The following is a 13,508-nucleotide window of genomic DNA, read 5'->3' on the forward strand; positions in this document are numbered from 1 at the left end:
TAACTTTTAAATCATTATTATGCTTTATTTGGTCTCGTTAAACAGCTCACGACCGACTAGCATACGGCGGATTTCACTGGTACCTGCGCCAATCTCATACAACTTGGCATCACGCCAGTAGCGACCGAGTGGATACTCATTGGTGTAGCCATTACCACCAAAGATTTGAATGCCCTCGCCTGCCATCCAAGTGGCTTTTTCGGCACACCATAAAATCACACTGGCACAATCTTTACGTACTTCTCGGCTATGACCGGCACCGCGTTGGTCTAGCATATCGAGGTTTTTACCAACGGTATATAAGAAGCTGCGTCCTGCTTGCAAGATGGTATACATATCGGCAACTTTACCTTGGATAAGCTGAAACTCACCAATGGCTTGCCCAAACTGCTTACGATCATGGATATAAGGCACGACATTGTCCATCACCGCTTGCATGATGCCGATAGGACCTGCAGCTAATACTGCACGCTCGTAATCCAGCCCGCTCATCAATACCTTAACGCCTTCATTGAGACCGCCTAAAATATTTTCGCTTGGTACGGTCACATTGTTAAAGGTCATCTCACCCGTATGGCTACCACGCATACCAAGCTTATTGAGCTTTTGCGCTGTGCCGAAACCTTCCATGCCTTTTTCAACGATAAAGGCAGTCATGCCTTTCGCGCCTAGCTCTGGATTGGTCTTAGCATAAACCACCATCACGTCAGCATCGGGACCATTGGTAATCCACATTTTGCTACCGTTTAACACGTAGCTGCCGTCTTTTTCTTCCGCTTTCAGCTTCATACTAACGACGTCTGAGCCAGCGCCTGTCTCACTCATAGCCAATGCACCGATGAACTCACCGCTGACTAATTTTGGCAAATACTTTTGTTTTTGTGCTTCACTGCCGTTACGTTTTATTTGGTTGATACATAGGTTTGAGTGTGCGCCATAGCTAAGCGCTACCGATGCTGAAGCGCGGCTAATCTCTTCCATTGCGACCATATGTGCGACGTAGCCCATATTAGAGCCGCCGTATTCTTCAGGAACGGTAATGCCATGCAGACCGATATCACCCATCTTTTGCCATAGATCCATTGGGAATTCATCGCTGCTATCAATCTCGGCAGCACGTGGGGCGATTTCATTGGTTGCAAACTGCTGTACCATATCGCGTAATGCATCAATATCTTCGCCAAGCTGAAAATTTAATCCAGGTAAACTCATAACTATTCCTTGTGTTTTGATATTCTGATATTTTTAACGTTTAGGTTCTAATTTGTTTTTTAAAGCCAAAATTTAAGGTTGACGTTTATTGATTAAAGCACGTGCCACGTTTGAACCATTTGGACGCTTTAAGAACGCACTGATACGCTCACCTGCCACGACCAATTTATCCAGATCAATACCAGTGTGAATGCCCATACCATGCAGCATATACACCACATCTTCGGTCGCCACATTACCCGTTGCACCCTTGGCATACGGACAACCGCCTAAGCCAGCCACCGAGGTATCAAACTCGCTAACACCCATTTGTAGTGCCGCTAGCGTATTGCTCAATGCTTGACCATAAGTATCGTGAAAGTGCCCTGATAGCATAGAGATATCAGCATATTCTAATGCGGCTTGTAACGCGCGCTGCACTTTGAGCGGTGTACCCACACCAATCGTATCGGCAATGCCAATCTGCTCTGAACCAATCTCAACTAAGCGCTTGGTCACATACGCTACTTGGCTTGGGTCAATATCACCTTCATAAGGACAGCCTACCGTGCAAGAGATAACACCACGTACTTTGATGCCTTGCGCTTTTGCAGCCGCAGCTACTGGCGCAAAACGCTCGATACTCTCATCAATACTACAATTGATATTTTTTTGACTAAAGGTTTCACTTGCTGAACCAAAAATAACGATTTCATCAGGACGATGAATGATGGCGTTTTCAAAGCCGCGCATATTAGGTACCAGTACCGAGTAGCAAATATCTGTCTGCCGTGTCGGCGCTAGCGCATCAAGTAGCGCGCTATTATCGCCCATCTGTGGCACCCACTTTGGCGAGACAAAACTGGTCGCTTCTAGCTTTTTAACACCGGCTGCAATCAAATCATTGATAAGCGTTTGCTTAACCTCAGTCGGTACCGTCGTTGACTCGTTTTGTAGTCCATCACGCGGACTGACATCAACGATGGTGACATGGCTTGGATATGAATGGTTTGGATACGAATAGCTCATGCTTGTCATCCTTGTTATTATTCGCCTTTCTATGAGGCTCTTTTATTAGGCTTGGTCAGCTATTCACTCTCAGTATTTTTGCCAGCATCAATGCGTAATAATTCGTCACCATCAGCGACCAAGTCACCTGCTGCAAATAGCAATTCTGCCACCACACCATCTGTCGGCGCAGTAATGGTATGCTCAATCTTCATAGCTTCGATGACAGCTAATGGCTCACCTTTTTTCACAGTATCGCCAACCGCCACTTTAAAGGCAACAACCTGTCCTGGCATCGGTGATTTTAAACTGCCAACCGCTGCGGACTCTTCGCCTACCTGAGCCATAATATCAACAAGCGTAATCTCATCACGACCACTGTCTGTGAACACATAAACCGTCTCATTAAGCACCCAGCTTTGCGCGCTAGTACGTGCATCATCTAACCATAACGTATGGTTGTGCTCGTCGCTGCTGGCATAGCTCACTTGACCTTCATAGACCGTTTCGGTCTGAGCAGCTACATTAATATTGCTATTATCCTGCGTATTCGCGACTTCTTTTTCGATAACGAGCGTAAAGCTACTTAGGTTATCGCTACCCTTTTTACTGTCTGGATAATTTGTATTGTGCCAGTTGCTCATGCGGGCCGCATAAGCACTCTCATCATAAACCAAGCTAAATGAGCGAGTGTAATCATTATAAGCACGGAAGCCAGTAGGTTTGCTAAATGGATCTGATCCCTGCGTGGGCGCTTCACTCGCAAGCTGCTGTGTAATGGCGGTCACAACCAGCGTCGATAAAGCTAAAGGCTGCTGATTAAAAATCGCATCACGCTCCTGCTCAATCAATGCCGTATCGAGATTGGCTTTACTAAAAGATTCTGTATTTAAGATGTAGCGTAAAAATGCCGCATTATTCGGTAAACCCACGATACGGGTTTGGGCAAGAGCTCGATCAAGCTTGGCTAATGCTTGCGCTCGTGTTGGCGCATGGACGATGAGCTTGGCAATCATAGAGTCATAAAATGGACTAATCACATCGCCTTCGCGCACGCCATCATCGATACGCACACCAGTACCGTCTTTATCAATCATAAAGGTGCTGTGTTCAGGTTTTTGATACGTAAACAACGTACCGGTCGCGGGCAAGAAGCTATTGTCAGGGTTTTCAGCACAGATGCGCGCCTCAATAGCATGACCGTTGATAGTCAGATCGTCTTGAGTTTTTGGCAATGGGTGACCTGCCGCGACCAAGAGCTGCCATTCGACCAAATCGACACCGGTAATCGCTTCACTGACTGGATGCTCAACTTGCAAGCGCGTGTTCATTTCCATGAAATAAAAATTCATAGCGTCTTCACGCTGCTCAACGATGAACTCGACCGTGCCTGCGCCAACATAATCGACCGCACGAGCCGCTTCGATGGCAGCGGTGCCCATAGCTTCACGCATCGCAATATCAACACCCGGTGCAGGCGCTTCTTCTAATACTTTTTGGTGGCGACGCTGTACGGAGCAATCACGCTCAAACAAATGCACATAGTTACCATGCGTATCACCAAATACTTGGATTTCGATATGCCGCGGTTTTAAGGCGTATTTTTCAACCAACACTTTATCATCACCGAAGCTGGTAATGGCTTCACGGCGACATGAGTCTAATAAATCCACAAAGTCGCGGCTTTGCTCTACGATACGCATGCCTTTACCGCCGCCACCTGCACTGGCTTTGATCAATACTGGATAGCCAATACTATCGGCTTGCTGCTGCAAAAATTCTGCGTCTTGATTGTCACCATGATATCCCGGTATCAGTGGTACGCCCGCTATCTCCATCAAGCGCTTGGATTCAGATTTGCCGCCCATGGCGCGGATAGCATCAGCCGATGGACCGATAAATACCAGTCCTGCATCCTGACAGGCTTGCGCAAAATCAGCATTTTCGCTTAAAAATCCATAACCCGGATGAATCGCTTGTGCGCCAGTCTCAAGCGCTATCGCGATAATCGCATCACCTTTTAGATAGCTGTCTTTCGGCGCTGAGCCACCCAAGTAGATGGCTTCATCACAGACAGCCACATGCTTGGCCTCACGATCCGCATCAGAATAAACAGCAACAGTGCTGACACCCAGACGCTTGGCAGTCGCGGCCACTCGGCAGGCAATTTCACCACGGTTGGCAATTAGAATTTTAGAAAACATAACTATCCCTGTGTGTTATCGTTTTTATTTGAGGTCTTGTCTATTGACTCATTTATCTCTCGTGCATTATCAATCTGCCGTCAACCAATTGGGCTTACGTTTTTGCAAAAAGGCTTGCACGCCCTCTTTACCTTGCTCTGATGAGCGGATATCGGCGATGCCTTTTACCGTATCGGCAATCAGCTCATCAGTGATGGGCGCACCCGCGACATTGTGCAATAGCTGTTTGCAAATTTTGACCGCATCAGGGCTATTTTTGACGACTTTGCCACAAAATATAGCGACCTCATCAGCCAGCCACTCTTCGCTAACACGCTCATGGATAAAGCCAAGCTGCCGTGCCTTTTTGGCATCAAACACTTCAGCACTTAAGAAGTAACGCTGCGATGCTCTAGCACCCAATGCTCTGATAACATAAGGGCTAATCGTTGCAGGGGCTAACCCCAAACGGACTTCACTTAGGCAGAAGTTAGCAATTTTGACAGCGATGGCCACATCACAGACGGCTACCAATCCCATACCACCGGCATAAACATCGCCTTGAATAGCCGCGACTGTTGGCTTTGGGCATTCATAAATAGTTTTAAGCATCTGTGCCAATTTATCCGCGTCTGCTAGGTTTTCTTCATAGCTATAATCTGCCATGCCGCGCATCCAATTCAAATCGGCACCTGCACAGAATGCCTTGCCAGCAGCGGCTAGCACAATGACACGTACCTCATCATCAGCGCCAAGCATATTAAATGCATCGGTTAGCTCAGCAATCATTTCATCGTTAAAGGCATTACGTATCTCAGGACGATTTAACGTCACCGTAGCCACGTGCTGTTCCACTTTAACCAATAAGCTTTTATAACTTTCATCACTGTCTTTTTGCATAACTTTCTCTATATTTTTATGTAAATATTTAAAAAAACGCTCGGTCAATCCATAATAATGTTAATACAAGGAAACCGAATGTAGATGTACAAATCGTACTTCAAATGAGGTTGACGCAGTAGTAACTTATTATGGGAAGGCCTGAAAATGCTTACATTCTAAAAACACCAAAGGTTGTCTCTTCAATCGGCGCGTTATAGGCAGCGCTTAACCCTAATGCCAATACATGACGGGTATCAGCAGGGTCAATTACGCCATCATCCCATAAACGTGCGGTGGCATAATATGGGTGACCTTGCTTTTCATACATATCGAGAATCGGTGCTTTAAATGCTGCTTCGGCCTCATCACTCCACGCCTCGCCTTTACGGTCAAAATTGTCACGCTTGACCGTTGCCAATACTGACGCAGCTTGCTCGCCGCCCATCACCGAGATTCGCGCATTTGGCCACATCCATAAGAAGCGCGGGCTATAAGCACGACCACACATGCCGTAGTTACCGGCACCGAATGAACCACCAACAATGACCGTGAATTTTGGAACTTTTGCATTGGCGACTGCCATGACCATTTTGGCACCATGACGCGCAATCCCTTCGTTTTCGTATTTACGACCAACCATAAAGCCAGTGATATTTTGCAGAAATACCAATGGGATTTTACGCTTGCAACATAGCTCAATAAAGTGCGTACCTTTTTGCGCAGACTCACTAAATAAGATACCGTTGTTGGCGATGATACCGACTGGCATCCCTTCGATATGAGCGAATCCACAGACTAGCGTCGTGCCAAAGCGTGATTTGAATTCATCAAAAGCACTGTCATCGACGATACGAGCAATGATTTCTTTGATATCAAATGGCTTGCGCTTGTCCGTTGGAATGACGCCATATAGTTCTTTGGCATCATAGCGTGGTGGACGCGGTTTGATTTGATTGGGCACTTGCTTGGCAGGACGATTTAGATGGCTCACAATGTTGCGCGCAATTGACAACGCATGGGTATCGCTCTGTGCTAAGTGATCGACGACCCCTGATAGACGGGTATGCACATCGCCGCCGCCCAAGTCTTCGGCTGTGACCTCTTCACCCGTTGCTGCTTTTACCAGTGGTGGACCACCCAAAAAGATCGTACCTTGTTCTTTGACGATAATAGACTCGTCACTCATCGCTGGTACATAAGCCCCGCCAGCCGTACAGCTGCCCATGACCACAGCAATCTGTGGAATACCTGCCGCACTCATATTGGCCTGATTAAAAAAGATACGACCAAAGTGCTCTTTATCGGGGAACACGTCATCTTGATTGGGTAAATTAGCACCGCCTGAATCCACCAAATAGACACAAGGCAAGTTGTTTTCTTGCGCGATTTCTTGCGCACGCAGATGTTTTTTGACCGTCATTGGATAATAAGTGCCGCCCTTTACCGTAGCATCATTACAGACGATCATACACTCAGTACCATTGATGCGACCAATACCCGCAATCACGCCAGCGGCTGGAATCTCTTCACCATACATATCGTGCGCGGCCATCGGTGCCACTTCTAAAAATGGCGTGCCCACATCGAGCAAGCGCTCGACACGCTCACGAGGCAAGAGTTTACCACGGGCTAAATGCTTAGCACGTGCACGCTCTGAACCGCCTTGCACGACTTTACGTAAGTGACCATATAAGTCATCGACCACCGCTTGCATGGCGGCACTGTTTTGCTGAAATTCAGCGGTGTTTGGACTCAGTTTACTGGTTATGATAGCGCTCATGACATCCCTTTTCTTTAATGCGTAAATGCGAGTGGCTTTTTTATTTTATGCTTTATTTTAGCTTTTACTCATATATCTTATTCATAAAATAACAGATAAGAATGGTTAAATTTCTACAAACCCAGCTCTTCTTTCATTTGTTCAATGATTTTATATTTCTGAATTTTTCCAGTGATGGTCATCGGATATTCAGTGACAAAGCGATAATAAGTCGGCACCTTATAATGGGCAATATGCTCGCTACAGAACTCGCGCACTTCCTCTTCCGTCAAGCTGTCTGCTTCTTTAGGGATAATCCAAGCCGCCAATACCTCGCCATACTTTTTATCAGGAATACCGACGATTTGCACATCACGAATCTTTGGATGACGATAGAGATAGTTTTCGATTTCGACGGGATAAATATTTTCGCCGCCGCGAATGACCATGTCTTTACTACGGCCAACGATTTTGACATAACCGTCCTCATCCATCGTAGCCAAATCGCCCGTATGCATCCAACCGTCTTGGATGGCCGCGCGGGTTTTGAAGCGACTGCCCCAATAGCCTTTCATCACTGAATAACCGCGTGTGAGTAGTTCGCCCGTTTCGCCCAAGGCTACAGTCTCACCCGTTTCCGTATTGACGACTTTGACTTCAAGCGCAGGCTGCACTAGGCCAACGGTCGATACTTGCTTATCAAGCGGCGTATGTTCATTGGTCTGACAAGAGACTGGACTGGTCTCTGTCATACCATACGCAATGGTGACTTCACTCATGTGCATCTCATCAATGACGCGGCGCATGACCTCAATCGGACAACTAGACCCTGCCATGATGCCCGTGCGCAAAGTCGATAAATCAAAGTTTTTAAACTCCGGATGGTCAAGCTCAGCGATAAACATCGTTGGCACGCCATGCAGACCTGTACATTTTTCTTCTTCAACGGCTTGCAATACGGTTAATGGCTCAAAGCCATCATTTGGATAAACGATACAGCCGCCATGCGTGAGAATCGCTAAATTGCCAAGCACCATACCAAAGCAATGGTAGAGTGGCACCGGAATACACAGTTTATCCTCTTCTGTGAGATTCATAGCCTCACCGATGAAGTAACCGTTGTTAAGAATATTACGATGGCTTAAGGTTGCGCCTTTTGGCGTACCAGTCGTGCCACTGGTGAACTGTACATTGATAGCATCGGTGTTTTTGAGCTGGGCTTGACGCTCGGCAACGCGTGGATCGTTGGCATCGCCTTCCGCCATCCATGCAGAGAATTTCTGCATAAAGCCAAAGGTTTCTTCAGATGCTGGCTCATCAATCCAAATGATGCGCTCAATGGTTGGAATCTCGACCAAATCAAGCTGAGTATAATCTTTATGATAAATCTCAGGACACAGCTCACGGATTAGACTGGCATAATCACTGCTTTTAAAATGGCGCATGAGCACGAGTGCTGAGCAGCCCAATTTATTCAAGGCATATTGCAGCTCAAAGGTACGATAGGCAGGGTTGATATTGACCAGAATGACACCGACTTTTGCCGTCGCTAATTGCATTAATAGCCATTCAGCATTGTTGTGTGACCAGATACCAATGCGATCACCGATTTCTAGCCCCATCTCAATCATACTGCTTGCCAGCTGATTGACTTGCTGTTGCAGCTCGCGGTAAGTCCAGCGGATGTTTTGATGGCGAGAAACCAAAGCTTCACGCTCTGGATATTTGGATACAATCGCATCAAAAAAGTCACCGATAGTCGCTTCAATCAGCGGCACATCAGGGCCTTTATCATAGCTTTGGGTAAGCGGTGCATTTGCTGAGCGTGCGCCCATATTAATACTAGGAATGCTATTTAGAATAGTATCAAAATCAATTTGAGTCGCATCGAAATCAGAAGTTTGCGTCATAACGAGTCCTTTCGTTTTACTTTTTATGGTACTTATTAGTCGCCTATCACCGATTCATTCTTCCTTGAACAGGTCTTAACTAGCGTTAGCTACTATACCGTCTTAAATCGAAGGCTGTCAATAATAGTAATACAATATGTATCATTTAAAATAATAGTATAAGATAAATTCATCAGTCATAGTTAAATGACGAATTTCTTGAATGACTTAAATCAAAAAAGCCAGCCTTATCACATATAGAAAAAAGCTGGCTTTTCCAGTGATTAATAGTCTCAAATCACTCCAGACCCAATTCTTTTATCATTTGCTCAACGATTTTGAATTTCTGAATTTTACCAGTGATGGTCATTGGATATTCACCAACGAAACGAAAGTAGGTCGGCACTTTATAATGAGCGATATGGTCACAACAAAACTGCCTTACCTCTTCTTCGCTTAAGCTATTTGGCTCTTTTGCAATAATCCACGCCGCGAGTACCTCACCGTACTGTTTATCAGGTACGCCGACGATTTGTACATCTCGGATTTTAGGATGACGATAGAGATAGTTTTCGACTTCTACTGGATAGATGTTTTCGCCGCCGCGAATGACCATGTCCTTGCTACGTCCCACCACAGTGATGTAGCCATCTTCGTCCATTACCGCCAAATCACCCGTATGCATCCAGCCATCAGTAATCGCCGCGCGTGTTTTAAAGCGGCTGCCCCAATAGCCTTTCATCACCGCGTAGCCATAAGTGAGTAATTCACCCGTCTCTCCAATCGGGACGACATCACCCGTTTCAGTGTCGACGATTTTGACCTCAAGCGCGGGCAATACCATCCCTACGGTAGAGACTCTTTTTTCGAGTGGCGTCTGCGAGCTGGTTTGACAAGAAGCTGGACTGGTCTCGGTCATGCCATAAGCAATCGTTACCTCGCTCATGTGCATTTTATCCATGACGCGGCGCATGACCTCAATCGGACAGCTAGAGCCACCCATGATACCAGTGCGTAAGCTGGACAAATCAAAACTGTCGAAGTCTGGATGATCGAGCTCTGCGATAAACATCGTCGGTACCCCAAGCAGAGCGGTACATTTTTCCTCTTCCACCGTTTGCAATACCGTTAGCGGATCAAAACCATCGTTAGGATAAACCGCACAGCCACCATGTGTTAATATCGCGAGATTACCGCCTACCATGCCAAAACAGTGATAAAGTGGTAATGGAATGCATAGCCTATCCTCCTCTGTCAGCCTCATACCTTCGCCAAGGAAATAGCCATTATTCAAGATATTTCGATGCGTTAAAGTAGCGCCTTTTGGTGTACCCGTTGTCCCACTAGTAAACTGCACACTAATAGCATCGGTATTCTTAAGCTGGGCTTGGCGCGCAGCTACGCGAGGGTCGTTTGCTTTACCCTCTGCCATCCAAGCAGAGAATTTCTGCATAAAATTGAAATTTTCATCAGATGCTGGCTCGTCAATCCAAATGATACGCTCAATCGTTGGAATCTCCACCAAGTCTAATTGCTGATAGTTCTTATGATAAATCTCAGGACAAAGCTCACGAATCATTTGTGTATAGTCGCTGCTTTTGAAATGACGCATTAATACCAATGCCGAACAGCCCAGCTTATTCAGTGCATATTGCAGCTCAAAGGTACGGTAAGCAGGATTGATATTGACGAGGATAACGCCGACTTTCGCGGTTGCCAATTGCATCAACAGCCATTCAGCATTATTGTGTGACCAGATACCGATGCGATCACTGATTTCTAGCCCCATTTCAATCATACTACTGGCCAGCTGATTGACTTTCTCTTGTAGTTCGCGATACGTCCAACGAATATTTTGATGGCGAGAAACCAATGCTTCACGCTCAGGATATTTATTGACAATAGCATCAAAAAAATCACCGATTGTCGCTTCAATGAGCGGCACATCAATGCCTTTATCATGGCTTTGGGTGAGTGGCGCATTTGCTGAACGCACGCCTACATTAACTTTGGGGATATTGTTGAGAATACTGTTATTAGGCGTACTTTCATTAATAGTACTTTCAAAGTCAGAAACTTGAGTCATCACGAGTCCTTTCGTTTTGCTGTTTAATGTTTGTTATCAGAGCGGTAATAGACTACAAAGGTAAATGTCATATTCTTCCTTGAATATTCTCTGTCACCATAGACTATAATTAAATCAAGCCCTAACCAATATAGCCTCTTAAATGAAAGCCTGTCAATAATGTTGATACAGGACGTATCGATTACTATTGCTGCGCCATCTTATTAAGTTGATTATTTATATAAAAGATGCGATAGACATAAAAAAGCCAGCGCTGCATTAGGATAGCAACACTGGCTATGATTTAGAGCTTTTTTAATCTTTAAGCTTTAGGGTTAGCAGGCGATTTAATCGTTACTGTTGCGCTGACTTCATCACTATCATTTAGCAAGTCCATGACCAGCTCTTCATCACTTTCTGTCTTGACCTGCCAATTACCAGTCGCTTTTGGCACACCTGTCACCATGACGGAGATTGCTTTGTTTTTTAGACGAATCATGGGTGGCTTATGATCGTAGCCATTATGATCTAGACCCAACACATCATCGGCAATGGTAGCAGCCTGAGCGCGTAATGGGGCGACATAGCGACACGGCACGCCATCGATAGACATACAGTCACCAATCGCATAAATATTGGCTGTACTGGTACGCAAGGTCGGCGCATCCACCACGATACCAGTGCGACGGTCAAACTCGACACCAGCTGCAGTTGGCAGCTTATCATCGACGGTCAGACCTGTACTGGCAATCACATGATCGACCATAAGTGGTTCGATTGGCTCAGCAGTACTGCTTTCTGTCGCTGATGCTAGCGCCTCATAACTGACCTGCAGTTTTCCATCACTGATACGAGTAATAGCAGATACCTGGTACCCTCCTAAAAAGTTAATCCCTTGCGACTTAACTGCTTGGGCAATACGAGCCGTTGCTTTTGGCGGTAGCATTTGTGATAGTGGCGCATCGTTTAAATCAATGAGTGTCACTTGATGACCTGCTTTTAATAAGTCTTCTGCAATCTCCGTCCCAACCATACCAGCACCGACGATAGCAACGTGCTGACTGCCAGTTGCTAGCTTTTCTTGCAACTGTCCAAAGCGCTCAATATGATTGACATGCCAGACTAGTTCCTCTGGCAAGCTTTTTGGGAAGATAGGATGCGCACCCATCGCTAGTACCAGCTTATCATAGCCAATCGTGGCGTAATTGGTATAAACGGGATCTGAGCGCAGCGCAGAGATAAGCTGCAACTGTTGAGTGGTCGTATCAACATCCGTCACTTGCGTGTTGGCAAGTAGCTTAACATTTGTAGCTTCTGCGGCATCAACGCCAGTCGCTCTGACCAAATCTGCCGCACTTTTCTTTTGGCTAATTGCCATGGTCAGCATTGGCTTGTGATAACGATCGCCACTGTCGGCAGTAATTAAGGTAATCGGAATGTCTTTGTCTTTTGCACGAATGGCATCAATGACATGCCAGCCTGCCAAACCTGCACCGATAATGACAATACCGTTGTTTGATACTTCTGAGTTTTCAGCGCTCATATTAACTCCCATATAAATAAGCAATTATTTTAGTTGTTAGAATATTGACTGCTATTGTATCAGTAAACAGCCATGCACTCATCTACTCACTTATAGACCAATCATATCAACATCACTGTTAAATACATCAAGCTATCACGCACAAAAAAGCGCCTATTGATAAATAGACGCTTGATATCACCCTAGAGCTACATGAGAAAAAATATATAAATGGTTAGTGATTCAAAATCTTCGATAAGAACAGTTGCGCGCGATCACTTTTTGCCCCTTCAAAAAACTCATCCTTACTACAGTTCTCGACAATATTACCTTCGTCCATAAAAATAATACGGTTGGCTACTTGACTAGCAAAGCCCATTTCATGGGTCACACACATCATGGTCATGCCATCACGAGTCAACTCGACCATGACATCAAGTACTTCTTGAATCATCTCAGGGTCAAGCGCAGAGGTCGGCTCATCAAAGAGCATCGCTACAGGATCCATTGCTAGCGCTCGTGCAATCGCAACACGCTGCTGCTGACCACCAGATAGCTCCGCGGGATATTTCGCGGCCTGCACCGTTAGTCCGACGCGATCTAAATATGCCATGGCTTTTTGCTTGGCCTCGCTCTCTTTGCGACCCAATACTTTAATTTGAGCGACTGTCAAATTATCAATAATGGTCAAATGCGGAAACAACTCAAAATGCTGAAAGACCATGCCGACACGGCTGCGTAATTTTGGCAAATTGGTTTTTGCTGCACCAACTGAGATACCATTTACCATGATCCCACCTTCTTGAAAAGGCTCCAGTCCATTGACCGTTTTAATCAAGGTTGACTTACCACTGCCCGATGGCCCGCACACGACGACGACATCACCTTTATGTACATGCGCCGTACAATCACTCAATACTTGAAAATCCCCATACCATTTGCTGACATCGGACATTTGAATGACCATCTCGTCACTAGCATGACCATTATTGGTGACCAGTCCGCCAAA

Annotated in this window: 9 protein-coding genes; all 9 read right to left on the reverse strand. The window is 45.8% G+C overall.

The window, feature by feature from the left end:
* Positions 1–24: 24 nt before the first annotated feature.
* Complete coding sequence (locus ACI2JM_RS00055) at positions 25–1,212, reverse strand: isovaleryl-CoA dehydrogenase (RefSeq protein WP_404641198.1); 1,188 nt, start codon at positions 1,210–1,212, stop codon at positions 25–27.
* 72 nt (positions 1,213–1,284) lie between these two features.
* Positions 1,285–2,220 carry a hydroxymethylglutaryl-CoA lyase gene (locus ACI2JM_RS00060; protein WP_404641200.1) on the reverse strand — a complete coding sequence of 312 codons (936 nt, stop codon included), beginning with the start codon at positions 2,218–2,220 and terminating at the stop codon, positions 1,285–1,287.
* Positions 2,221–2,279: 59 nt separating this feature from the next.
* Complete coding sequence (locus ACI2JM_RS00065; RefSeq protein WP_404641202.1) at positions 2,280–4,403, reverse strand: acetyl/propionyl/methylcrotonyl-CoA carboxylase subunit alpha; 2,124 nt, start codon at positions 4,401–4,403, stop codon at positions 2,280–2,282.
* A 69-nt stretch (positions 4,404–4,472) separates the two neighbouring features.
* Positions 4,473–5,282, reverse strand: a complete 810-nt coding sequence (locus ACI2JM_RS00070) for an enoyl-CoA hydratase/isomerase family protein (RefSeq protein ID WP_404641204.1) — start codon at positions 5,280–5,282, stop codon at positions 4,473–4,475.
* A gap of 151 nt (positions 5,283–5,433) precedes the next feature.
* The gene (locus ACI2JM_RS00075) at positions 5,434–7,044 is read right to left on the reverse strand and encodes a carboxyl transferase domain-containing protein (protein ID WP_404641206.1); all 1,611 of its coding nucleotides are present in this window, start codon (positions 7,042–7,044) and stop codon (positions 5,434–5,436) included.
* A 113-nt stretch (positions 7,045–7,157) separates the two neighbouring features.
* Positions 7,158–8,933 carry an AMP-binding protein gene (locus ACI2JM_RS00080; RefSeq protein ID WP_404641208.1) on the reverse strand — a complete coding sequence of 592 codons (1,776 nt, stop codon included), beginning with the start codon at positions 8,931–8,933 and terminating at the stop codon, positions 7,158–7,160.
* A gap of 277 nt (positions 8,934–9,210) precedes the next feature.
* Entirely contained in the window at positions 9,211–10,998 is a 1,788-nt protein-coding gene (locus ACI2JM_RS00085) for an AMP-binding protein (RefSeq protein WP_404641210.1), read from the reverse strand.
* A 301-nt stretch (positions 10,999–11,299) separates the two neighbouring features.
* The gene (locus tag ACI2JM_RS00090; RefSeq protein WP_404641212.1) at positions 11,300–12,520 is read right to left on the reverse strand and encodes an FAD-dependent oxidoreductase; all 1,221 of its coding nucleotides are present in this window, start codon (positions 12,518–12,520) and stop codon (positions 11,300–11,302) included.
* A 214-nt stretch (positions 12,521–12,734) separates the two neighbouring features.
* Positions 12,735–13,466: an amino acid ABC transporter ATP-binding protein gene (locus ACI2JM_RS00095; protein WP_404641707.1), complete on the reverse strand. Its 732-nt coding sequence runs from the start codon at positions 13,464–13,466 to the stop codon at positions 12,735–12,737.
* Positions 13,467–13,508 lie beyond the last annotated feature (42 nt).

It is taken from the genome of Psychrobacter sp. NPDC064578 (assembly GCF_044901245.1).
Lineage (GTDB): Bacteria > Pseudomonadota > Gammaproteobacteria > Pseudomonadales > Moraxellaceae > Psychrobacter > Psychrobacter cibarius_C.

What these genes read in the sequence shown, in the direction of transcription:
- ACI2JM_RS00065 (WP_404641202.1), bottom strand. Translation starts at nt 4,403, where the DNA reads ATGTTTTCTAAAATTCTAATTGCCAACCGTGGTGAAATTGCCTGCCGA.
- ACI2JM_RS00085 (WP_404641210.1), bottom strand. Translation starts at nt 10,998, where the DNA reads ATGACTCAAGTTTCTGACTTTGAAAGTACTATTAATGAAAGTACGCCT.
- ACI2JM_RS00055 (WP_404641198.1), bottom strand. Translation starts at nt 1,212, where the DNA reads ATGAGTTTACCTGGATTAAATTTTCAGCTTGGCGAAGATATTGATGCA.
- ACI2JM_RS00090 (WP_404641212.1), bottom strand. Translation starts at nt 12,520, where the DNA reads ATGAGCGCTGAAAACTCAGAAGTATCAAACAACGGTATTGTCATTATC.
- ACI2JM_RS00095 (WP_404641707.1), bottom strand. Translation starts at nt 13,466, where the DNA reads ATGGTCATTCAAATGTCCGATGTCAGCAAATGGTATGGGGATTTTCAA.
- ACI2JM_RS00070 (WP_404641204.1), bottom strand. Translation starts at nt 5,282, where the DNA reads ATGCAAAAAGACAGTGATGAAAGTTATAAAAGCTTATTGGTTAAAGTG.
- ACI2JM_RS00075 (WP_404641206.1), bottom strand. Translation starts at nt 7,044, where the DNA reads ATGAGCGCTATCATAACCAGTAAACTGAGTCCAAACACCGCTGAATTT.
- ACI2JM_RS00060 (WP_404641200.1), bottom strand. Translation starts at nt 2,220, where the DNA reads ATGAGCTATTCGTATCCAAACCATTCATATCCAAGCCATGTCACCATC.
- ACI2JM_RS00080 (WP_404641208.1), bottom strand. Translation starts at nt 8,933, where the DNA reads ATGACGCAAACTTCTGATTTCGATGCGACTCAAATTGATTTTGATACT.